Annotated in this window: 17 protein-coding genes; 7 read left to right on the forward strand and 10 right to left on the reverse strand. The window is 71.3% G+C overall.

Annotation, left to right across the window (positions count from 1 at the left end):
* Positions 1 to 35 precede the first annotated feature (35 nt).
* The 4 genes from CG723_RS46535 to CG723_RS34730 form a co-directional block, all read right to left on the reverse strand.
* Positions 36 to 191, reverse strand: coding sequence for a hypothetical protein (locus tag CG723_RS46535; protein WP_159032614.1), 156 nt, complete (start codon positions 189 to 191; stop codon positions 36 to 38).
* Positions 192 to 209: 18 nt separating this feature from the next.
* Positions 210 to 2,714, reverse strand: coding sequence for a GcvT family protein (locus tag CG723_RS34720; protein ID WP_100597495.1), 2,505 nt, complete (start codon positions 2,712 to 2,714; stop codon positions 210 to 212).
* Positions 2,715 to 2,989: 275 nt separating this feature from the next.
* Entirely contained in the window at positions 2,990 to 4,075 is a 1,086-nt protein-coding gene (locus CG723_RS34725; RefSeq protein WP_100597496.1) for an S-(hydroxymethyl)mycothiol dehydrogenase, read from the reverse strand.
* 203 nt (positions 4,076 to 4,278) lie between these two features.
* Positions 4,279 to 5,097 carry an IclR family transcriptional regulator gene (locus CG723_RS34730; protein WP_100597497.1) on the reverse strand — a complete coding sequence of 273 codons (819 nt, stop codon included), beginning with the start codon at positions 5,095 to 5,097 and terminating at the stop codon, positions 4,279 to 4,281.
* 175 nt (positions 5,098 to 5,272) lie between these two features.
* On the opposite strand from CG723_RS34730, the gene CG723_RS34735 reads away from it, so the two are divergent.
* Both CG723_RS34735 and CG723_RS34740 read left to right on the forward strand, forming a co-directional pair.
* Entirely contained in the window at positions 5,273 to 5,593 is a 321-nt protein-coding gene (locus tag CG723_RS34735; RefSeq protein ID WP_100597498.1) for a bifunctional 3-phenylpropionate/cinnamic acid dioxygenase ferredoxin subunit, read from the forward strand.
* Positions 5,594 to 5,625: 32 nt separating this feature from the next.
* Complete coding sequence (locus CG723_RS34740; RefSeq protein WP_199842009.1) at positions 5,626 to 6,813, forward strand: NAD(P)/FAD-dependent oxidoreductase; 1,188 nt, start codon at positions 5,626 to 5,628, stop codon at positions 6,811 to 6,813.
* Positions 6,814 to 6,945: 132 nt separating this feature from the next.
* Here the strand turns inward: CG723_RS34740 and CG723_RS34745 are convergent, their stop codons facing one another.
* Entirely contained in the window at positions 6,946 to 7,410 is a 465-nt protein-coding gene (locus CG723_RS34745; protein ID WP_100597499.1) for a hypothetical protein, read from the reverse strand.
* Positions 7,411 to 7,797: 387 nt separating this feature from the next.
* On the opposite strand from CG723_RS34745, the gene CG723_RS34750 reads away from it, so the two are divergent.
* From CG723_RS34750 to CG723_RS34770, 5 genes are all read left to right on the forward strand, one after another.
* A complete protein-coding gene (locus tag CG723_RS34750; protein WP_100597500.1) occupies positions 7,798 to 10,659 on the forward strand; it encodes a nitrate- and nitrite sensing domain-containing protein in 2,862 nt (953 codons plus the stop codon).
* Positions 10,656 to 11,096: a roadblock/LC7 domain-containing protein gene (locus CG723_RS34755; protein ID WP_100597501.1), complete on the forward strand. Its 441-nt coding sequence runs from the start codon at positions 10,656 to 10,658 to the stop codon at positions 11,094 to 11,096. Before CG723_RS34750 ends, CG723_RS34755 begins: the two co-directional genes overlap by 4 nt.
* A 9-nt stretch (positions 11,097 to 11,105) precedes the next feature.
* Entirely contained in the window at positions 11,106 to 11,510 is a 405-nt protein-coding gene (locus CG723_RS34760) for a DUF742 domain-containing protein (RefSeq protein ID WP_100597502.1), read from the forward strand.
* Between the two features lie 72 nt (positions 11,511 to 11,582).
* Entirely contained in the window at positions 11,583 to 15,230 is a 3,648-nt protein-coding gene (locus CG723_RS34765) for a hydantoinase B/oxoprolinase family protein (RefSeq protein ID WP_100597503.1), read from the forward strand.
* A complete protein-coding gene (locus CG723_RS34770; RefSeq protein ID WP_100597504.1) occupies positions 15,211 to 15,816 on the forward strand; it encodes a GTP-binding protein in 606 nt (201 codons plus the stop codon). The genes CG723_RS34765 and CG723_RS34770 overlap by 20 nt, the downstream gene beginning before the upstream one ends.
* Positions 15,817 to 16,005: 189 nt before the next feature.
* On the opposite strand, the gene glpK is transcribed toward CG723_RS34770, so the two are convergent.
* The 5 genes from glpK to CG723_RS34795 form a co-directional block, all read right to left on the reverse strand.
* Positions 16,006 to 17,523 carry a glycerol kinase GlpK gene (glpK, locus tag CG723_RS34775; protein ID WP_100597505.1) on the reverse strand — a complete coding sequence of 506 codons (1,518 nt, stop codon included), beginning with the start codon at positions 17,521 to 17,523 and terminating at the stop codon, positions 16,006 to 16,008.
* 76 nt (positions 17,524 to 17,599) lie between these two features.
* Positions 17,600 to 18,352, reverse strand: coding sequence for an MIP/aquaporin family protein (locus tag CG723_RS34780; protein WP_100597506.1), 753 nt, complete (start codon positions 18,350 to 18,352; stop codon positions 17,600 to 17,602).
* 363 nt (positions 18,353 to 18,715) lie between these two features.
* On the reverse strand, positions 18,716 to 20,404 hold the full coding sequence (locus tag CG723_RS34785) for a GGDEF domain-containing protein (protein WP_100597507.1): 1,689 nt from the start codon (positions 20,402 to 20,404) through the stop codon (positions 18,716 to 18,718).
* Positions 20,405 to 20,510: 106 nt separating this feature from the next.
* Positions 20,511 to 21,701 carry a lipid-transfer protein gene (locus CG723_RS34790; RefSeq protein ID WP_100597521.1) on the reverse strand — a complete coding sequence of 397 codons (1,191 nt, stop codon included), beginning with the start codon at positions 21,699 to 21,701 and terminating at the stop codon, positions 20,511 to 20,513.
* Positions 21,698 to 22,144, reverse strand: a complete 447-nt coding sequence (locus CG723_RS34795; RefSeq protein WP_100597508.1) for a Zn-ribbon domain-containing OB-fold protein — start codon at positions 22,142 to 22,144, stop codon at positions 21,698 to 21,700. The genes CG723_RS34790 and CG723_RS34795 overlap by 4 nt, the downstream gene beginning before the upstream one ends.
* Between the last annotated feature and the right edge of the window lie 43 nt (positions 22,145 to 22,187).

The following is a 22,187-nucleotide window of genomic DNA, read 5'->3' on the forward strand; positions in this document are numbered from 1 at the left end:
GGGGGAAATCGGGGTCGTCGTCACGTGCGGACTCCTCAGGCGGGCGCGGCGGCGAGGCGGCTGGGGTCGAAGAGGTCGATGGGGTGCGCGATGGCGCCGGTGAGCGCGAGGTCGGTGACGATCTCACCGACGACGGGCACGAACTCGGTGGCACGCTCGCGGAGGCCGAACACGTCATAGGTGCGTGACATGTCCCGGCCTCCGCGCGATCAGCGGCGGATGCGGGTCATCTTCGGGTCGAACAAGGGCTCGTCGGCGACCGTCGCCGGGACCTTCTCGCCGAAGTACTCGATGTGGACGCACGTGCCTGAGGGGAGCGGCGGCAGCCATGCGTACGCGACACATCGGCCCAGCGTGTAGCCGTACGACGCGCTGGTGACGTAGCCGGACGGGACCCCCTCGACGTGGACGGGCTCCTTGCCGAGCACGACGGCCGCCGGGTCGTCCAGGAGGAGCGGCGTGAGCCTGCGGGCCGGCTGCTCGCCCTTGCGCTCCAGCGCCGCCCTGCCCAGGAAGTCACCGCGGTCCATGCGGACGGCGAATCCGACGCCCGCCTCGTACGGGTCGTGTTCCTCGGTCATGTCGTGGCCCCAGGAGCGGTAACCCTTCTCCAGGCGCAGGCTGTTGAAGGCCGAGCGCCCGGCCGCGATCACGCCGTGGTCCCGTCCCGCCTCCCACAGCGTGTCCCACAGGCGCAGCCCCAGGTCGGCCGTGGTGTACAGCTCCCAGCCCAGCTCACCCACGTACGACAGGCGCATCGCGGTGACGGGCACGTGGCCGAGGTAGGTCTGCTTGGCGCGGAAGTAGCCGAAGCCCTCGTGCGAGAAGTCGTCGCGGGTCAGCGGCTGGACGAGGTCGCGGGCCAGCGGGCCCCAGACGCCGATGCAGCAGGTGCCGGAGGTGATGTCCCGGATCTGTACTCCCCCACTCTCGGCTTCGCTCGAGCGGGACGTGCCCCCACCGGGCGCGTGCCGCGTGAGCCAGTCCAGGTCGGCGGGGGAGTTCGCCCCGATCTGGAAGCGGTCCGGCGCGAGACGGGCGACGGTCAGGTCGGACCGGATGCCTCCCGCCTCGTTCAGGAGCAGCGTGTACGTGACCGCGCCCGGCTTCTTCGCGAGATTGTTCGACGTCATGCGCTGGAGGAAGGCGAGGGCACCCGGGCCCGTGACCTCCAGCCGGCGCAGGGGCGTCATGTCGTAGAGGGCTACCTTCTCGCGGGTGGCCCTGGCCTCGGCGGCCGCGATGGGCGACCAGTAGCGGGCCGACCAGGCGTCGCGTTCGGGCAGGTCGCCGGTGGGCAGGTCCGCGTTCGCCTCGTACCAGTGCGGACGCTCCCAGCCGCCGCCCTCCAGGAAGTACGCGCCGAGCTGTTCCTGGCGGGCGTGGAAGGGGCTGACCCGCAGCGGGCGCGGCTGCTCGGCCGGCTGGAGCGGGTGCAGGACGTCGTAGACCTCGGTGAACTGCTGCGCCCCGCGGTCGTGCACATAGGAGGGGGAGCGCTGGGCGTCCTCGAACCGGGTGAGGTCGCACTCGTGCACGTCGACGGAGGGCCGCCCGTCGACCATCCACTCGGCGACCGCCTTGGCGACGCCCGCGGAGTGCGTGACCCAGACCGCCTCGGCCAGCCAGAAGCCGCGCAGCGCACGGGTCTCGCCGAGGACCGGCATCCCGTCGGGCGTGAAGGAGAAGACGCCGTTGAAGCCCTCCTCGATCTCGGTCTCACGCAGCGCGGGGATCAGCCACCGGCAGTCCTCCCAGCTGGGCGCCCAGTCCTCCTGGGTGAAGGGCAGTGACGACGGCATGTCCAGCTCAGTGGCCCGCGCCGTGTCGTAGTCGAGCACCTTGAACGGATCGATGGGCAGGGGCTTGTGGGCGTAACTGCCGATGCCGATGCGGTCGGTGTGCTCACGGAAGTACAGATCACGGTCCTGGAAGCGGAGGATCGGCTTCGAGGCCTCCGTGCGAGGGTCGTTGGCTCCGTCGAGCTCCGCCATCGGCTCGGTCTTCGCGTACTGGTGCGCGAGGGGCAGGAGCGGGACGTCCACGCCGGCCATACGGCCGATCACCGGGCCCCAGAATCCGGCGGCGGAGACGACGTGGTCGGCGGGGAAGGTGCCACGGTCGGTGACCACCGCCGTGACCCGGCCGTCCTCCTGCTCGATGCCGGTGACTGTGTGCCGGTCGAGGAAGGTGGCGCCGCGTTCGCGGGCGCGTTGCATCTGGGCGCGGGAGGCAAGGAGGGCGCGGGCCAGGCCGTCGTCGGGGGTGTGGAAGCCGCCGAGTACGGCCGACTCGTCGATGAGGGGCCACAGTTCCTTGCAGCGCGCGGCACTGACGAGTTCGCCGCGCACGCCCCAGGAGGCGGCGTAACCGGCCTTGCGGTGCAGGTCGGCCCAGCGCTCGGGGGTGGTCGCCAGCTCCAGGCCGCCCACCGGGTTGAAGCAGGGAAGTCCGTCCACCTCAAGGGTGTTGAACTTCTCCACCGTGTACCGGGCGAACTCCGTGAGGGTCTTGGACGGGCCCGTCTGGAAGACAAGGCCCGGCGCGTGCGAGGTGGAGCCTCCGGGGGCCGGCAGCGGGCCCTGTTCGAGGACGGTGACGTCGGTCCAGCCGCGGGCGGTGAGCTCGTCGGCGAGCGAGCAGCCGACGATTCCGGCGCCGATGACGACGACGCGAGGGCTGGATGTTCCGGGCTTTTCGGGTGTGCTGGACATGCCCCTCCTCAAGCTGGTGGGGATGGAATGGCCTTATGCGGCAGGTGTGTCGGCGCGCTCCGCGGGGTGCAGAAGGACGCGGCGCCGGTTGCGGCGGCGGCCGTGACCGCCGCCGCGTCGTGTGCGGCGTCGAGGGTCAGGACCTCCTCGTCTCGCCGATCAGCCAGACGATGTTGTCGATGTCGATGTCGATGTCGATGTCGATGTCGATGTCGAACGTCCGTCCAGGCTGAGCCTGCCCGAGGTGACGACGCGTTCGATGCGGGCCGCCGGGCTCACAGGACCACCACCGAGCGCAGCACCTCGCCGCGGTGCATCTTCGCGAATGCCGACTCCACCTGGTCGAGGGCGATCGTCTCGGTCACGAACGCGTTCAGGTCGAGCAGCCCGTAGAGGTACTGGTCGATGAGGACCGGGAAGTCACGGCTCGGCAGGCAGTCCCCGTACCAGGAGGACTTGAGCGATCCGCCGCGCGAGAACAGGTCGATGAGCGGAATGTCCACCGCCATGTCCGGCTCGGGCACTCCGACCTGGACCAGCACGCCCGCGTGGTCGCGCATGTAGAACGCCTGCTTGTACGTCTCCGGGCGGCCCACCGCGTCGATGGCGATGTCGACGCCGAACCCGCCGGTGAGCGCGCGCACCGCCTCGATTGGGTCCGTGCCACGGGAGTTGACCGTGTGCGTGGCGCCGAACCGCTCGGCCTGGTCGAGCTTCTTGTCGTCTATGTCGACGGCGATCACGCGGCGCGCGCCGTTGAGGCAGGCGCCCGCGATGGCCGCGTTGCCGACGCCGCCGCAGCCGATGACGGCGACGGTGTCGCCGCGCTGGACGTTGCCCGTGTTCACGGCCGCGCCGTAGCCGGCCATCACGCCGCAGCCGATCAGGCCCGCGGCCTCGGGACGCGCCGCGGGGTCGACCTTGATCGCCTGTCCGGCCGCGACCAAGGTCTTCTCGGCGAACGCGCCGATACCGAGCGCGGGGCTCAGCGGCGTTCCGTCGAGCAGTGTCATGGGCTGCGTCGCGTTGCGCGAGTCGAAGCAGTACCAGGGGCGGCCGCGGCGGCAGGAACGGCAGTTGCCGCAGGGGGCGCGCCAGGCGAGTACCACGTAGTCGCCGGGGGTGAGGTCGGTGACCCCGTCGCCGACGGACTCGATGGTGCCAGCCGCCTCATGGCCGAGCAGAAACGGGAAGTCGTCGTTGATGGCGCCCTCCCGGTAGTGCAGATCCGTGTGGCAGACCCCGCATGCCTGCACCTTGACCAGAACCTCGCCCGGACCGGGATCCGGCACGACGATCGTCTGTACCTCGACGGGTGCGCCCTTCTTCACAGCGACGACGGCGCGGACCTCATGTGGCACGACCAAACTCCTCTGCTGTTGCGCAATGCACGCCCAGTTGCGCGATGAGGAACATCTTGGAAACGCCATCAAGGCCCCGTCAAGGGGTGGGAGTTAATGCTTGGCAAAACGATCGGCCGCACCGAAACCTCGTCGACACACGCAGAACGCGGGGCCAGGTTTCCCTGACCCCGCGTTCAGTAAGCGTGCTGCGGAACGTCCTGCTAGAAGCCGTATCCCATCCGGCGCGACAGTTCGGTCGAAGCCGCGACGGTGCGTTTGGCCAGCTCGGGGAGGTGTTCCTCGGTCAGCCGGTACACGGGACCCGACGCACTGATCGCGCCGATGACCTTTCCGTCGTGGGCGAACACGGGGGCCGCAACCGCGGCGAGGCCGACCTCCAGCTCCTCCACGGCGACGGCGTACCCCTGGTCGAGCACGGCCTCCAGCTCGGCTCGCAGTGACGCCGTCCCGGTGGCTGTGTGCGGGGTGAACCGCGCCAGCGGGCGGGCGAGCAGGCCCTCGCGCAGCGCGGACGACAGATGGGCGAGCAGCACCTTGCCGCTCGATGTGGCGTGCAGGGGAGTGCGTCTGCCCAGCCAGTTCTGCGCCGTGACGGAGGCGGAGCCGCGCGCCTGCATGATGTTGACGGCGACATCGTCGTCGAGGATCGCGATGTTGACCGTCTCGCCCAGCTCGTCGGCCAGTTCACGGCAGACGGGCACGCCCTCCTGTGAGATGTCCAGGCGCACTGCCGCCGCCCCCGCGAGGTGCAGTACCCCCGCCCCCAGGTAGTACTTGCCGCGGTCCTTGGCCTGCCCGACCAGGCCGCGGTTCTCCAGCACTCCGAGCAGCCGGAACGCGGTGGACTTGTGCACGTCCAGCTCGTCGGCGATCTCGGTGACGCCCGCCTCGCCGTGCCGGGCGAGGATCTCGAGGACGCTCACCGCGCGGTCCACGGACTGGACGGAGGCGGCCGCGCCCTTCGGGGTCTTCTCCGGTGCCGTCGTGCCTGGTTCAGCCTGCGATTCCTTGCGGGTCATCACTCAACTCTCACCACCTTGCGACCCCTTGGCGGGTCGCATCTTCGAGAAGCCCTTGACGCGGCGGGCGCCCCGACCGGATTCTGTTGCGCATAGCGCTCCCTCGTGCGCCATACGGAACGCCATGTTACCGAACAGTCCTGAGTCAGACAGTCCTGGACCAAGAGGGGGGCCCGTGATACCCGTCTGCCGCCTTGAAGACCTCCCCGAGGGCGGATCCGTCCGCACCGACACAGCACCGCCCATCGCCGTCTTCAATGCTGACGGTGAGCTGTACGCCATAGACGACACCTGCACCCACCAGGACGCCTCCCTGTCGGAGGGCTGGTTGGAGGGCTGTCTGGTCGAATGCCCGCTCCACGAGGCTTCATTCGATCTCCGTACCGGGCGGCCGACCTGCCTGCCCGCCCGCCGCCCCGTACGCACCCACCGGGTGACCGTCGACGACGGCGTGGTCCACGTCCATCCCGCCGCCGAGGAAGGAACCGCCGCATGAGCACTGTCAACGGAATGAGCACGGGATCCGGCATGAGGACCGTGACCGTGGTGGGCGCCTCGCTCGCCGGACTGTACGCCGCCCGCGAGCTGCGGGCCCAGGGCTTCGACGGCCGTCTCGTGATCGTGGGCGAGGAGCCGCACCGCCCGTACGACCGCCCGCCGCTGTCCAAGGACTTCCTCATCGGGAAGGCCGGCGAGGACCAGCTCGCCCTCTCCGACGTCGACGAGACGCTGGAACTGGGCGCCGAGTGGATGTTCGGCGTACGGGCCCGCGGGCTCGACGCGCGCGGACGCACGGTCCTTCTGGAGGACGGCCGCACGGTGTCCACGGACGGGGTCGTCATCGCCACCGGGGCGAGCGCCCGCCGGCTGCCCGGACCCGCCCTCGCGGGCGTGCACACGCTCAGGACTCTCGACGACGCGCGCTCCCTGCGTGCCGAACTGCTGCGCGGGCCGCGGCGCGTGGTCGTGATCGGCGGCGGGTTCATCGGCGCCGAGACGGCCTCTTCGTGTGTCGGGCTCGGCCATGCGGTCACCGTCGTCGAGGCGGCGCCGCTACCGCTCCTGCCCCAACTCGGGCCGGAGATGGCCGCGGTGTGCGCGGGATTCCACGCGCGCGGTGGGGTGGAACTGGTCACGGGCGTCGGGGTCGCGGCACTCCACGGCGACCTCGCGGTCCACGGCGTGGAACTGGCCGACGGGCGCGTGTTGCCCGCCGACGTGGTCGTCGTCGGCATCGGGGCCGTCCCCAACACGGGCTGGCTCGCCGGTTCGACGCTCGCCCTGCGCGACGGGGTGCTCTGCGACGACGGCTGCGTCACGGCGCTTCCTCAGGTCGTGGCCGTGGGTGACGTGGCACGCGTGGGCGGGGCACGGGCCGAGCACTGGACGAGCGCCACGGCCCAGCCGCGCGTCGCCGTACGCAATCTGCTGGCGGGCCGCACCGTCGAGACCGTCCGGCCGCTGCCGTACTTCTGGTCGGACCAGTACGGCTCACGCATCCAGTTCGCCGGGCGCAGGAGGGACGGGGACATGGTCCGCGTCATCGAAGGCGCCGTGGAGGACGGGAGCTTCCTCGCACTCTACGAGCGCGGGGGCGCGACCACGGCCGCGCTCGCGGTGAACCGGCCGCGACCGTTCACGCGGGTGCGCCGGGAGCTGGCGCGAGGCGAGGCGCGACCGGTCGTGCAGAACGTCGCGGAGCCGGTGGCGCTGTGACGATGGCTCTCGCCTTGGGCGTGCGTAGGTAGCTGACACCTGTCCCAGCGCTACGTAACCGTCACCGATCCCACCCCACCTACCTACGCAGGCCCACGCGCGCGTAACCACCGACGCACTACCTACACGCGCCTACGTATGCGTCAACTGTCCGGCCCCGCCACGCCTCCGTATGCGTTCCGGGGCCGGACGGCCCTGCGCGCGTGCCTGCCGGCGCGCCTGGCGACGCTCCCTGCGCAGCTGCCGTGCCGTGCTGTTGGGCGCGGACACCACGCCGTTGCGCTGGTTCCACACCTGTCGGGTCACCCAGACGTCCAGCACGCCCCAGGTCGCCACGACCGTGCTCCCCACGCTGCTCAGCACCATCGGGAACGCCAGCCATGAGTCGGCCAGGGTGCACAGGAACGCGATCACCGCCTGCATCAGCGTCAGCGCGACGATGAGCACCGCCCGTACCGCCGCCGTCCGCACCGGATCAGGCAACCGGCGCCGCCTCGCCGGCTCCTCGACCCACAATTCCCCGCGCCGCTCTGCCGTGCCCATCAGTTCGTCACTCCCCACCGCCGTCACAGCCCGCCGCCCTGGGTGCTCCCGCACCGGGGCTCTCCGATGGCTGCCCGGATTGCGCCGCTTTACGCTGCCCGCTCACCTCGTGCGGGCCTCATCACGTATGACCCGTAAGGAAGGACGTACGGCGGCGTCGAAAGATTCCCCCGGATTGCGGCGGTCATTTGCTTGCCGCCGAAGATCGATCGATTCCGGCCAACTGCCTTCCCTGACCCGCCGGATGGAGCCGGATTTTGAGCGCCACTTTGCGGGGTGCAATCTCCCGCAATGCCCGGACACATGATGACGTCCCACGCCACTCGCCACCGGACAGCATCCGGACAGCCCTTCGAGTTGCACCTGCGTCAGTAGTAGGCTCGCGCCGTTTGTTGCCGCACATGTGTACCCCTGACCACAGGGGTCGATCTGGGGGAGGCCATGCGCTTTCGCGGGAAGTCCATCCGCCGGAAGATCGTGGCGTTGCTCCTGGTGCCGCTGGTGTCCCTGACCGCCATCTGGGCTTTCTCCACGGTGATCACGGGCCGCGCCGCGACTCAGCTGGTTTCGGCGGGGAAGGTCGCCGACGAGATCGGCTACCCGATCTCCGACGCCGCGCGGACCCTTCAGGACGAGCGCCGCCAGACCCTTGTCTACCTGGCCGACCCCCGGGCCTCCGACGCCCTCTCCAAGCTGCGCAGCCGCCGCAGCGCCTCCGACGAGGCGATGGCCCAGATCAGGACGAAGGCCGAGAACTCCGGGATCCGCGACGACATGAGCGACGACTCCCGGCGCCGCATCGGCGCCGTCGTCGAGGGATTCGACGGCATCGAGTCCCTGCGCCGCAACGTCGACGAAGGAACCGTCACCCGCGAGCAGGCCCTCGACTTCTACAACCGCCTCATCGACCCTACGTACGACTTCCTGCTCACGCTCAGCAGCTTCGACAACTCGGCGATGGACCGCCAGGGCCGCGCCGTCATCGGCGTGCTCCGCGCGCGTGAACTGCTGTCCCGCGAGGACGCGTTGGTCGGCTCGGCGCTCGTCGCCCGCCGGATCACACACAAGGAACTGCGCCAGGTCTCCGACCTCGTAGCCCAGCGCGGCATCCTGTACGAGACCAGCCTCGCCCTGCTCCCCGACGACGACCGCGCCGAGTTCGAGCGTTACTGGAAGAGCGCGGACACGGCGGCCCTGCGCACGGCGGAGAACACCCTCGCCGACGCCACGGCGGGCACCCCCCGGGGCGTCACCGCACGTGCCTGGAACAACGCTTCGGGCCAGGTGCTCGACGAGCTCGTCAAGCGCGACACCGCCGCCACGGAGCGCTACCAGGACCGGGCGCGCCCCGTCGCCATCAATGTCTTCCTGCAGGCCGGAGTAGCCGGTGTGCTCGGCCTGCTCGCGCTGCTGCTCTCGCTGTTCCTGTCCGTACGCATCGGCCGCAGCCTCGTCCGCGATCTGCGGCGGCTGCGCCTGGAGGCCCACGAGGCGTCCGGTGTGCGGCTGCCCAGTGTGATGCGCCGTCTCGCGGCAGGCGAACATGTCGACGTGGAGACCGAGGCCCCCCGCCTGGAGTACGACAAGAACGAGATCGGGCAGGTCGGCCAGGCGCTCAACACCCTTCAGCGCTCCGCCGTCGAGGCCGCCGTCAAGCAGGCCGAACTGCGCCACGGCGTCTCCGAGGTCTTCGTCAACCTCGCCCGGCGCAGCCAGGTGCTCCTCCACAAGCAGCTCACCCTGCTCGACACGATGGAGCGCAGGACCGAGGACACCGACGAACTCGCAGACCTGTTCCGCCTCGACCACCTGACCACGCGCATGCGGCGCCACGCTGAAGGCCTGGTGATCCTCTCCGGAGCCGCCCCCTCCCGGCAGTGGCGCAGGCCCGTCCAGCTCATGGACATCGTCCGGGCCTCCGTCGCCGAGGTGGAGGACTACGAGCGCGTCGAGGTCCGGCGCCTGCCGCGCATCGCCGTCACCGGCCCCGCCGTCGCCGACCTCACCCACCTCGTGGCCGAACTCCTGGAGAACGCCACGGTGTTCTCGCCGCCGCACACGGCCGTGCACGTCGTCGGCGAGCGCGTCGCGAACGGCTTCACGCTGGAGATCCACGACCGGGGCCTCGGCATGGCGGCCGACGCGCTCCTCGACGCCAATCTGCGGCTCGCCGAGACGCCCGAGTTCGAACTCTCCGACACCGACCGACTCGGCCTGTTCGTGGTCAGTCGGCTCGCTCAGCGGCAGAACGTCCGCGTCTCGCTCCAGCCGTCCCCGTACGGCGGCACGACCGCGATCGTCTTCATCCCGGACACCCTGCTCACCGACGCCCCCGACACCGAGGGCGCCGGCTTCCGTCTCGACCGTCCCAACAGCGCCGGGCGCGGCAAAGCCCCGGGCGTGCGCTCCCCGAAGCTCTCCACGGCGGGCAGCCCGCTCCCGGGTCTTCCGGCCTCTCTCCTGGACGGGCCCGTGGAGCTGGAGGCGCCGCTTGCGGCGTCGGACCTCGCGCCCTTCCCGGGCGCTCTCGATGACGAGGACAGCGAGCGGGGCGGGCTCTTCCGGCCGCGCCGCCGCCCCGCCGGGCTCCCCGGAGAGCAGCACCAGCACGCGCGCGACGACTTCGAGGACCGGGCCGAGCCCACCCACCGGGCCGGCGGCCCCGACGGCGACGACGCGCCCGTGCCGCTGCCGCGCCGCAGGGCACCGAAGCTCGTCAGCTCGCACGGCAGGCCCGTCACCCACACGAGGCCCGGCGAGTCGGAATCGGACAACCAGCGCACGGACGGCCGACCCGAGAACCCGGGCAGCGTCCCACGGGATCCCGAGGCCCCGGCCCCGGACACCCCAGGGGACGCGTACCGCGCGGAAGCCCCGGAGGGACCCCGCGAGCGCCGTCTCACTTCGGCGTCCGCGCCGGATCTGCCGCGCAGGCGCGCCCGTGCCGAGGCATCGGATGACGCGGCTCCCGCACGCCGCCCGGAGCCGGTGCGCGACCCCGCGCCGGAACCGGCCGACGACGCCCCCGCGCCGAGCTTGCCGAGTGGCCTGCCCCGCCGTGTGCGCCAGGCCAATCTCGCCCCACAGCTCAAGGAAGGACCCGACCTGCGCGCCGACCGCGCCGCGGACCGGGAGGGGCCCAACCACTCGGACAGCCCCGCCGAGCGCGACGCCGACGAGGTCCGCAACCGGATGGCCTCGCTCCAGCGGGGCTGGCGCCGCGGCCGTGAGGAGAACGCCGCAGGCGACGACGCCTCCGACGGCACAGCACAGGGAACGACATCTGAGGGGGACGGTCGATGACCGCACCGAAGGCCGCCGCACACACCACCGCGAACGGCGGTTCCGGGGAGCTGAACTGGCTCCTGGACGACCTGGTGGAGCGCGTCGCCAGTATCCGCAAGGCGCTCGTGCTCTCCGGGGACGGCCTGCCGACCGGGGTCTCGAAGGACCTCACCCGGGAGGACAGCGAGCATCTCGCCGCCGTCGCCTCCGGCTTCCACAGCCTGGCCAAGGGGGTCGGCCGGCACTTCGAGGCGGGCAGCGTCCGCCAGACCGTCGTGGAGCTGGACGACGCCTTCCTCTTCGTCACGGCAGCCGGCGACGGCAGTTGCCTCGCCGTCCTGTCGGACGCGGACTCCGACGTCGGTCTCGTCGCATACGAGATGACCTTGCTGGTCAAGCGGGTCGGCGTGCATCTGGGGACCGCTCCGCGCACCGATCTGTCCGCCGGCGGGTAGTGGGCCGGTATGAGCCCTGACGGGGAGGGGACGCAGGAGACGCACCACTGGTTCGACGACGACGCCGGACCGGTGGTTCGCCCGTACGCCATGACACGCGGCCGCACCACCAGCGCGGCCCAGCATCGCCTCGACCTGATCGCGGTCGTCGTCGCGGAACACCGCATCGGCGACCCCGCAGCCGACCAGACGCTGTCCCCGGAACACGTGGACATCGTCGGACTGTGCCGCGACAGCCCCCAGTCGGTGGCCGAACTCGCCGCGGAACTCGACCTTCCCATCGGCGTCGTACGCGTCCTCATCGGCGATCTCGTCGACGAGGAACTGGTCCATGTGACCCGGCCCGTACCCCCTGCCGAGCTCCCGGACGAGAGTATTCTGCGCGACGTGATCAACGGTCTCAGGGCGCTCTGACCCACGCGTACACCGAGGCCACACACGGGGGTGGGGACCAGGCGAGCAGCTGGGCGAACAACGGAGACGCGCGTGACAGGCTGGCAGTTCTGGATCGACCGAGGCGGCACGTTCACCGATGTCGTCGCGCGGCACCCCGGCGGACGCCTGCTCACCCACAAGCTCCTGTCCGACAACCCCACCCGCTACCGCGACCCCGCCGTCGCCGCCATCCGCGAACTTCTCGACAGCGAGGGCGAGTCGGGCCACGCCCACGTCGACTCCGTCCGCATGGGCACCACCGTCGCCACCAACGCACTCCTGGAACGCAAGGGCGAACGCACCGCGCTGGTGGTCACCCGGGGCTTCCGTGACGCCCTGCGCATCGCGTACCAGAACAGGCCCCGCATCTTCGCCCGCCGCATCGAGCTGCCCGAGCTGCTCCACGAACGGGTCATCGAGGCCGACGAGCGCATCGACGCCCACGGCGCCGTCCTCACCCCCCTCGACACGGACGCCCTCGAAGTGTTGCTGCGCCAGGCGTACGACGACGGGATCAGGGCCCTCGCCGTCGTCTGCATGCACAGCCACCTGTACCCCGACCACGAGCGGCAGATCGGCGCCCTCGCGGCCCGGATCGGCTTCCCGCAGATCTCGCTCTCCAGCGAGGTCAGCCCCCTGATGAAGCTCGTCCCGCGCGGGGACACGACGGTTGTCGACGCCTATCTGTCGCCGGTCCTTCGCCGCTACGTCCAGCAGGTGGCGGACCAACTCACGGGCGTACGCCTCATGTTCATGCAGTCCAACGGCGGGCTCACGGAGGCCGGGCAGTTCCGCGGCAAGGACGCCATCCTGTCCGGCCCCGCCGGCGGCATCGTCGGCATGGCCCGGGTCTCCCGCCTCGCCGGATTCGACCGCGTCATCGGCTTCGACATGGGCGGCACGTCCACGGACGTGTCGCACTACGCGGGGGAGTACGAGCGCGTCTTCACCACGCAGATCGCCGGCGTGCGCCTGCGCGCTCCCATGCTCGACATCCACACCGTCGCGGCCGGCGGCGGCTCCGTCCTCCACTTCGACGGCAGCCGCTACCGCGTGGGCCCCGACTCCGCGGGCGCCGACCCCGGACCCGCCTGCTACCGCGGCGGCGGCCCGCTCACCGTCACCGACGCGAACGTGGCCCTCGGGCGCATCCAACCCGCCCATTTCCCCCGGGTGTTCGGCCCCGAGGGCGACCGGCCCCTGGACCACACCCTCGTACGGGACCGCTTCGCCGCGCTCGCCCGCGAGATCCGCGACCGCACCGGCGACGACCGCACCCCGGAGCAGGTCGCGGAGGGCTATCTGCAGATCGCCGTCGCCAACATCGCGAACGCCGTGAAGCGGATCTCCGTCCAGAAGGGCCACGACGTCACCCGCTACGCCCTCACCACCTTCGGTGGGGCCGGTGGCCAGCACGCGTGCCGAGTCGCCGACTCGCTCGGCATCCGCACCGTCCTCGTACCGCCCATGGCGGGAGTCCTGTCCGCGCTCGGCATCGGTCTTGCCGACACGACCGCCATGCGCGAGCAGTCCGCCGAGGCACCGCTCGAACCGTCCGCCATGCCGCACGTCCACAAGACCGCCGACGACCTGGAGGGCGCGGCCCGCGCCGAACTCCTCGCCGAGGACGTGCCCGAGGACCGCATCCGCGTCACCCGCCGGGCCCAACTGCGCTACGACGGCACCGACACCACGCTCACCGTGGAACTCACGGACCCGGACACGATGCGCGCCGCCTTCGAAGAACGCCATCGCGCCACCTACTCCTTCACCCTCGACCGCCCTCTCGTCGTCGAAGCACTCTCCGTCGAAGCAACCGGCCTCACCGCACCCCCCGATCTGTCCGCCCTCGCACCCCGCTCGGCCCCGCCCGCCGCCCCGGAGACCGTCAGCCTCCATACCGGCGGGGCCTGGCGCGACGTGCCCCTGCACCGACGCGACCAACTGCCGCCCGGCGAAAGTGTCACCGGACCCGCGATCATCGCCGAGTCCGGCTCCACGACGGTCGTGGACGACGGCTGGCGGGCGGCCGTGACGGACGACGGCCACCTGATCATGGAACGCGCGGCGGTCACGGAGAGTTCCGACATCGGCACGGCAGCCGACCCCGTACTCCTCGAAGTCTTCAACAACCTCTTCATGTCGATCGCCGAACAGATGGGCGCCCGCCTGGAGTCCACCTCCCAGTCGGTCAACATCAAGGAGCGCCTCGACTTCTCGTGCGCGCTCTTCGACCCTGACGGCAGCCTTGTCGCGAACGCCCCCCACATCCCTGTCCACCTGGGATCCATGGGCACCAGCGTCAAGGAGGTCATCCGCCGCCGCGGCACGCGCATGCGGCCGGGCGACAGCTACGCCGTCAACGACCCCTACCACGGGGGCACCCACCTCCCCGACGTCACCGTCATCACCCCGGTCTTCGACACGGAGGGTGAGCGGCTCCTGTTCTACGTCGCCTCGCGCGGCCACCATGCGGAGATCGGCGGCATCGCCCCCGGCTCCATGCCCGCGGGCAGCCGCACCATCGACGAGGAAGGCATCCTCTTCGACAACTGGCTTCTCGTCGAAGGGGGCAGCTTCCGCGAGACGGAGACCCTGCGCCTGCTCACCGGCGGCCCCTATCCGTCCCGCAACCCGCGGACCAACCTCGCCGACCTGCGCGCCCAGATCGCCGCCAACCAGAAGGGCGTCGACGAAGTCGCCCGCATGATCGACCACTTCGGGCTCGACGTCGTCCAGGCGTACATGAAGCATGTCCAGGACAATGCCGAAGAGGCCGTGCGCCGCGTTGTCGACGCCCTGCAGGACGGTGAGTTCGCCTACGAGACCGACTCCGGCGCCACGATCCGCGTCCGGGTCACCGTGGACCGCGAACAGCGCGGCGCGACCGTCGACTTCACCGGCACATCGCCACAGCTCGCCACCAACTTCAACGCGCCCTTCGCCGTCGTCAACGCGGCCGTCCTGTACGTCTTCCGCACCCTCGTGGACGACGACATCCCCCTCAACGACGGCTGTCTGCGCCCCTTGCACATCGTCGTCCCCCCGGGCTCGTTCCTCGCCCCCGAGCCCCCCGCCGCCGTCGTCGCCGGCAACGTGGAGACCTCCCAGGCCATCACCGGAGCCCTCTACGCGGCCCTGGGCGTCCAGGCCGAGGGCTCCGGGACGATGAACAACGTGACCTTCGGCAACGAGAGCCACCAGTACTACGAGACCGTGGCCTCGGGCTCCGGGGCAGGTGACGGCTTTCACGGAGCGCCCGTCGTACAGACCCATATGACCAACTCGCGGCTCACCGACCCCGAGGTCCTGGAGTGGCGACTGCCCGTCCTGCTCGAGGAGTTCGCCGTGCGGCGAGGCAGCGGGGGCCCAGGACGGTGGCGCGGCGGCGACGGCGCCGTACGCCGCCTCCGCTTCCTCGAACCCATGACCGTGTCCACGCTCTCGCAGCACCGCAGAGTCCCGCCGTACGGCATGGCGGGCGGCGGGCCGGGAGCCCTGGGCACCAACTCCGTGGAGCACCCCGACGGCACGGTCGACCGGCTCGCCGGCAGCGACTCGGCGGACGTGCTCCCCGGAGACGTACTCGTCATCGAAACCCCCGGAGGCGGCGGATACGGTCCGCCGCCGCCCGCCGGGAACGACAACAGCGACAGCAGTGAGGCAGGAGAAGAGACCCATGATCTTCGGGCGTTCTGAGCGCGGCAAGCCCCCCGTGGAGCCCGTCACGCTCAAGATCCTCGTGGCCGGCGGATTCGGCGTGGGCAAGACGACGCTCGTCGGTGCGGTCAGCGAGATCAAGCCCTTGCGCACCGAGGAGCTGCTCAGTGAGGCGGGCCGCCCGCTCGACGACACCCGGGGCGTCGAGGGCAAGCACACCACCACGGTCGCCATGGACTTCGGGCGGATCACGCTCCGCGAGGACCTGGTGCTCTACCTCTTCGGCACGCCCGGGCAGGACCGCTTCTGGTTCCTGTGGGACGAGCTGGCGACCGGCGCCCTGGGAGCCGTCGTTCTCGCCGACACCCGCCGCCTGGAGGACTGCTTCGCCGCCGTCGACTACTTCGAGCGGCGCTCCATACCGTTCGTGGTGGGCGTCAACTGCTTCGAGGGGTCGGCCCGTTACCCGGCCGACGCCGTACGCCAGGCCCTCGACCTCGACTCCGACGTGCCCGTTCTGATGTGCGACGCGCGTGAGAAGGAGACCGTCAAGGAGGTCCTCATCGGCGTCGTCGAGCACGCGATGGCCGTGGGTGCGCGCCGCCGCCAGCCCGTCACCACCTGATCCGTCGGCGCGGTAACGGACCGCGTGGCAACGGACCGCATGGCAACGGACCGCATGGGAACGGTCGGCATGGGAACGGAACGCATGGGAACGGCCCGCACCCTCGCCGACCGGGGTGCGGACCGTCGTCCACGCGCGCGTGGCCCTCGCCAGGACCACGTGCCAGTCACAAGAGGCGCACGCCGACCGTCACGCCTCGTCGTCGTGCCAGCCGAAGCTCTTCTCCACGGCCTTGCGCCAGTTGCGGTACTCGCGCTCACGCGTCCCGCCGTCCATCGCCGGCGTCCACTCCGCGTCGCGCTGCCAGTGCGCCTTGAGCTCGTCCAGGTCGTTCCACACCCCCGTCGCGAGCCCGGCCGCGTACGCGGCGCCCAGGCACGTCGTCTCGGACACCCGAGGCCGGATCACCGGCACCCCGAGGACATCCGCCTGATGCTGCATCAGGAGATTGTTCTTGGTCATGCCGCCGTCGACCTTCAGCGTCGTGATCTGCACGCCGGAGTCCTGGTACATCGCGTCGACGACCTCGCGCGTCTGCCAGCTCGTCGCCTCCAGGACCGCCCGCGCCAGATGGGCCTTGGTGACGTACCGGGTCAGCCCCGTGATGACACCCCGCGCGTCCGAGCGCCAGTACGGCGCGAACAGGCCGGAGAAGGCCGGCACGATGTAGGCGCCGCCGTTGTCACTCACACTCGCCGCGAGCGTCTCGATCTCGTCGGCGGTGCGGATGATCCCGAGCTGGTCGCGGAACCACTGGACCAGGGCGCCGGTGATCGCGATCGACCCTTCGAGGCAGTACACGGGAGCCTCGGAGCCGATCTTGTACCCCATGGTGGTGAGCAGCCCGTTCTTCGAGGGGACGGGCCGGTTCCCGGTGTTGAGCAGCAGGAAACTGCCCGTGCCGTACGTGTTCTTGGCCGTCCCCGTGTCGTAGCAGGCCTGACCGAAGATCGCCGCCTGCTGGTCGCCGAGCGCGGACGCGACCGGCACGCCGGAGAGCTGGCCGACGGCCGTCCCGTAGACCTCGGCCGACGACCTGATCTCCGGTAGCACCGCCTCCGGCACGTTCATCGCCGACAGGATCCCGTGGTCCCACTGGAGCGTCTCCAGGTTCATCAGCATGGTGCGCCCGGCGTTGGTGACGTCGGTGACGTGCACGCCGCCGTCCGTGCCGCCCGTCAGATTCCAGATGAGCCAGGAGTCGATGGTGCCGAACGCGATCTCGCCCCGCTCGGCGCGGGCGCGCAGCCCCGGCACGTTGTCGAGCAGCCAGGCCGCCTTGGGCCCGGAGAAGTAGCTCGCGAGCGGCAGACCGGTCTGCTCCCGGAAGCGGTCCTGCCCGTCCGTGCCGCCCAGCTCGTTGCACAGCGCCGAGGTACGGGTGTCCTGCCACACGATCGCGTTGTGCACGGGCCGGCCCGTGGCCCGGTCCCAGAGGACCGTCGTCTCACGCTGGTTGGTGATGCCGAGCGCGCTGAGGTCGTCGGCCCGCAGCCCGGCCTTGGCGAGCGCGCCGGCGACCACGGCCTGCACCTTGGACCAGATCTCGGTGGCGTCGTGCTCCACCCAGCCGGGCTTCGGGAAGATCTGCCGGTGCTCGCGCTGGTCGACGGCGACGATCTCGCCGCCGTGGTTGAAGATGATGCAGCGGCTCGACGTGGTGCCCTGGTCGATGGCAGCGACGTACTTCTCATCGTTGTCGGGCATGCGACTCCCCTTCGTCTTCGTCCGAGGTCCCCGCGCGCGGGGACGCGAAAGCGGCGTGGCGGCTGCGCGGCCGCGGTCAGAACGCCACGTTGTAGATGAGCCCCGCCAGTGCGCCGCCGATCAGCGGCCCGGCCACCGGGATGACGGCGTAACCCCAGCCGGACGTGCCCTTGTTGGGGATCGGCAGGAACGAGTGCACGATGCGCGGGCCGAGGTCGCGCGCCGGGTTGATGGCGTACCCGGTGGGCCCACCGAGCGAGAGACCGATCCCGACGACCAGGAATGCCACGACGAGTACGGTCGTGCCGGACTCCCCGAGCCCCTTGGTGAGCCCGAACGCGAGGATGGGCAGCACGAGGGCGACGGTCGCGATGATCTCGGTGATCAGGTTGGCCACGGGGTTGTTGATCTCGGGGGTCGTGGAGAAGATCCCGAGCGTCGGAGTGGGCCCGTCGTCTTCTGCTTCGCCGTCGGCGGACTCCGATGTGACGTTGGCGTTGAACTGGGCCAGATAGACGAGATAGGCCAGCACGGCGCCCAGCATCGCGCCGACCATCTGGCCGAGCAGATAGACCCAGACCTTGTCCCACTTGCCGGTGTCCACGGCGATGCCGATCGTCACCGCCGGGTTGAGCTGGCCCCCGGACAGGGGCGCGGCGGTGTACGCCCCGGCCAGTACGCCGAAGCCCCATCCGAACGCGATGACGACCCATCCCGAGGCTCTCGCCTTGGAATGCTTGAGCGTGACCGCGGCGCATACGCCGGCGCCGAACAGAATCAGGATCGCGGTCCCGATGACCTCACCGACGAAGATGTCTCCATTGCTCATGGCGGCTCCTAGGCCCTCGCCCGGAGCGATACGCCCCGGTCCTCAGTGCAGGGTGCGTTTTCCATGGCTGGTTCTGGATGGCTCTGGCTGCAACGGCCGACGGCAGGCGTTCCCGCGCCCCGCCCGGCGCCCGCGACAAGCGTTCCCGCTCAGTCGGATCGCTCGTATCGCCGCAGAGAGAAGGCCCTGACCTGCCTGGACGCGACAGGAGAAGCCCGACGGACAGGCTGGGGCCCCGAGCGGCGGTGGGACGACGTGCGGCGATGCCGACTGACACGGGGAAGTGTTCACCGGCCGTGATGGAGCGTCAAGGTCGCGGACGGGAACGGTTGGCGGCGCCCGCCCGTACGGCCCGCGCCCGCTTCATCCCGTGGCTGCCCGGCCCGATTCCGCTTCCGCGCGCGGTCCTGTCCCCGCCCAGGCGGCCCCGGACACCGGGGCCGCCCCCGAACGCATACCCCGCCGCACCTCGTGCCCCTGCGTGTCCGAGCGGCCGATGACCCAACTCGCCCCCGGCAGCGCCTTGGCGGCCTGCTTGAGCGGTGCCAGCGACGCGGCCGCCTGCCGGTGGTCGGCGACGCTGCCCGCCGCGCACAGCACCGTGGCGAGCGACATCGTGACGGGCCGCCCGCCTGCCGCCCAGGGCACGTCGAGTACCGCGGACGCCAGCGGATCGAGCGCGTCCGGATCGGCCAGGACCAGGAAGTCGTCGCCCCCGATGTGCCCCACCCTGGTCGCCCCCGACGCGGCCCGTTCCAGGGACCTGCCCACCTCACGGATCAGATCGTCACCCGCGGCGAACCCCGCCCCGTCGTTGACCTGCTTGAACCCGTCGATGTCCAGCCAGCTCAGGGCGAACCCGCGCCCCTGCGCGATCCGCCGGTCCACCTCGCCCGTGATGGCGTCCGAACCGGGCAGCCGCGTCAGCGGATTGAGCGCCGCCGCCTCCTCGACCCGGCTCTCGGCCAGCGCGCGCACGAGATCGGCGAGCCGCACGATGCCCACGCACCGGCCCCGCTTGTCGACGACCGCGACGTCGTCGGCCGTACGGCTGCGCTCGCCGTCCGCGAGTACGTCGAGGACCTCCCAGGCGGTGGCGTCCACGCCCACCGTGCGCGGCCGGTCACCGTGGCGGGCGGCCGGCCGGTCGGCGTAGAGCGCGTGCCCGTAGCGGCCCGACAGGGACAACAGGAAGCGGTCCCGCTGCACCGAGCGCACCGGTGCGCCCGCCGAGTCCACCAGGAGCACGCCGGACACGTCGGGCGACCCGGTGAGCAGGGCGCGTACGCGCCCCGCCGAGGCCGATGCGGGCAGCAATGCGGCGGGCCGCACGAACTGGCGCACCGGCGGCCCCGAAGGCGGCGGCGACGCCACCGGGGGAGTGAGAGCCGGGACGTACACATCGGCCGCCGGCAGCCGTGACGGCGGCGCGAACAGCTCGCCCTGGGCCAGCTGCGCACCGGCCTCCCGAGCGGCGCCGCACTGCAACTCCGTCTCCACGCCCTCGACGGCGAGCAGCGCGCCCAGCCCCTCGCACAGCGTCCGCATCGCGCTCACCGACGCGCGACGCGACAGCAGCGACGCATCGAGCTTCACGAGGCCCGGCGCCAGGTCGAACAGGAGCCGCAGTGGCAGGTCGCCGTCACCGACGCCGTCCGCACAGATCCGGAAGCCCTCCTCGCGCAGGGTCGTGACCCCCTCGAGGAGCGCCCGATGCGGCACGTGGGTGAACGGGGGACCGATGTCGACCGTCACTTCCCAGGGCAGCCGCCCCACGTCCCGGACAGCGTCCCGGAGTGCGGCGAGACCACCGAGGTCCGCCACCGTCCCCGCGAACACATTGACGTGCAGCGGCAGCAGCGTCTCCCGCTGCGCCGCCGAGCGCACCGCCAACGCGGCAAGGCGGCCGTCGAGTTCAGGGTCGCGCCGGGCCTGTGCCAGTACGTCGCCGACCTCCGGACGGGCGAGTATCTCCAGGGCCGCCACGGCGCCGGTCGTCAGGTTGACGACCGGCTGGAAGGCGAAACGGAGAGCGTCCGTCCAGGAAGGCACGGAAGCATAATGGCGCCCCCGGCGCGCGCCCAGGCGCAGTTCACGAGCTGTTCACGCACCCTTTTCGGCCGAACACGCAGCGTACGGATCCATAGGAGGCCGCCGGTCAGCGGACCGCGACCACGGACGAGCCGTGCCCGAACAGTCCCTGATTCGCCGTGATTCCCACGCGCGCGTCCGCCACCTGCCGGGCGCCCGCCGTGCCGCGCAGCTGCCATGTCAGCTCGCAGACCTGGGCGATGGCCTGTGCGGGGACCGCCTCTCCGAAGGACGCGAGTCCGCCACTGGCGTTCACGGGTATGCGCCCGCCCGTCGCCGTCGCCCCCTCCCTCAGCAGCTTCGCCGCCTCGCCCTCGCCGCAGAGCCCCAGATCCTCGTACCACTGGAGCTCCAGAGCGGTCGACAGGTCGTACACCTCGGCGAGGGAGAGGTCTTCCGGGCCGATTCCGGCCTCCTCGTACGCGGCCCGCGCGATGGAGGCACGGAAGGTGACACCGTCCGGCTCGACGGCCGCGGCCGAGTCGGTGGCGATGTCCGGGAGGTCGAGCACCGTGTTCGGATACGTGGGCGTGACCGTCGACACCGCGCGGATCCGCACCGGGTTGCGCACTCCGTGTTTGCGCGCGAACTCCATGCCGCACAGCACGAGCGCGGCCGCCCCGTCGGACGTGGCGCAGATGTCCAGGAGCCGCAGTGGATCCGCGACGACCGCCGACGCGGCCACCTCGTCGGCCGTCACCGTCTTGCGGTACCGGGCATTCGGATTGAGCGCGCCCGCCGCCGCGTTCTTCACCTTGACCTGCGCGAAGTCTTCCAGCGTGTCCCCGTGCACGGCCATGCGCCGACGCGCGTACAGGCCGAAGTACGCCGGGTTGGTCGCGCCGAGGACCCGGAACCGCAGCCAGTCCGGGTCGTCGTGCCGGTCCCCGCCCGCGGGCCGGAAGAACCCCTTGGGAGCGGCGTCGGCACCCACCACGAGCACGACGTCGGCGAGCCCCGCGAGGATCTGCGTACGCGCCGCGTTGACCGCCTGGGCGCCCGAGGCGCACGCCGCGTACACGCTCGCGACCCGCGCGCCCTGCCAGCCGAGCGCCTTCGCGAACGTCGCGCCCGCCACATAGCCCGGGTATCCGCCCCGCACCGTGTCCGCGCCCACGACGGAGTCCACGTCGCGCCAGTCGACCCCGGCGTCGGCGAGCGCCGCCCGCGCCGCCACCGTCCCGTACTCGACGAATCCGCGCCCCCACTTGCCCCAGGGGTGCATGCCCGCCCCGAGCACCGCCACGTCGTCCGTCATGCCGCCACCCCCGTCGGCCGCCAGTGCCACGCCGTCCAGGTCGTGTCCCCGTCCTCGTCGAGCACGCCGGGCACGACCTCCACCTCCATGCCCACCTCCAGGTCGGCCACGGAGACTCCGGGAACCGCCTGCCCGAGCACCACCATGCGCTCCGCCTCCAGCTCCACAGCGATCAACGCGTAGGGCTGCCATGGAAGTTCCGGATCGGATACGTACGGCGCGGGCGGCCGGTACCGGCTGTCCGTGTACGACCAGACCCGGCCGCGCGGGGAGAGCGGCACGGAGAGCAGCTCACCTCCGGTGCAGCCGGGGTTGCGGCAGAAGGTGTCCTCGCGGGGGAAGAAGACCGAGGCGCAGGCCGAGCAGCGCGTGCCGAGCAGCCGGAAGTCCTCTCCCTCCCCGGTGAACCAATCGGCCACGACAGGTGTGCGCGTACGCGACAAGGCCCCTCCCGCGCTGGATTCCGACGACGCCACCAGAACACCA

The sequence above is a fragment of the Streptomyces sp. CB01635 genome (assembly GCF_002803065.1).
Taxonomy (GTDB): Bacteria; Actinomycetota; Actinomycetes; order Streptomycetales; family Streptomycetaceae; genus Streptomyces.

Bases quoted from the DNA above. Each gene is read 5' to 3' on its own strand.
- CG723_RS46535 (WP_159032614.1), bottom strand. From the start codon at position 191: ATGTCACGCACCTATGACGTGTTCGGCCTCCGCGAGCGTGCCACCGAG.
- CG723_RS34720 (WP_100597495.1), bottom strand. From the start codon at position 2,714: ATGTCCAGCACACCCGAAAAGCCCGGAACATCCAGCCCTCGCGTCGTC.
- CG723_RS34730 (WP_100597497.1), bottom strand. From the start codon at position 5,097: ATGACCCGCAAGGAATCGCAGGCTGAACCAGGCACGACGGCACCGGAG.
- CG723_RS34740 (WP_199842009.1), top strand. From the start codon at position 5,626: ATGAGGACCGTGACCGTGGTGGGCGCCTCGCTCGCCGGACTGTACGCC.
- CG723_RS34750 (WP_100597500.1), top strand. From the start codon at position 7,798: ATGCGCTTTCGCGGGAAGTCCATCCGCCGGAAGATCGTGGCGTTGCTC.
- CG723_RS34755 (WP_100597501.1), top strand. From the start codon at position 10,656: ATGACCGCACCGAAGGCCGCCGCACACACCACCGCGAACGGCGGTTCC.
- CG723_RS34760 (WP_100597502.1), top strand. From the start codon at position 11,106: ATGAGCCCTGACGGGGAGGGGACGCAGGAGACGCACCACTGGTTCGAC.
- CG723_RS34770 (WP_100597504.1), top strand. From the start codon at position 15,211: ATGATCTTCGGGCGTTCTGAGCGCGGCAAGCCCCCCGTGGAGCCCGTC.
- glpK (WP_100597505.1), bottom strand. From the start codon at position 17,523: ATGCCCGACAACGATGAGAAGTACGTCGCTGCCATCGACCAGGGCACC.
- CG723_RS34780 (WP_100597506.1), bottom strand. From the start codon at position 18,352: ATGAGCAATGGAGACATCTTCGTCGGTGAGGTCATCGGGACCGCGATC.
- CG723_RS34790 (WP_100597521.1), bottom strand. From the start codon at position 21,701: ATGACGGACGACGTGGCGGTGCTCGGGGCGGGCATGCACCCCTGGGGC.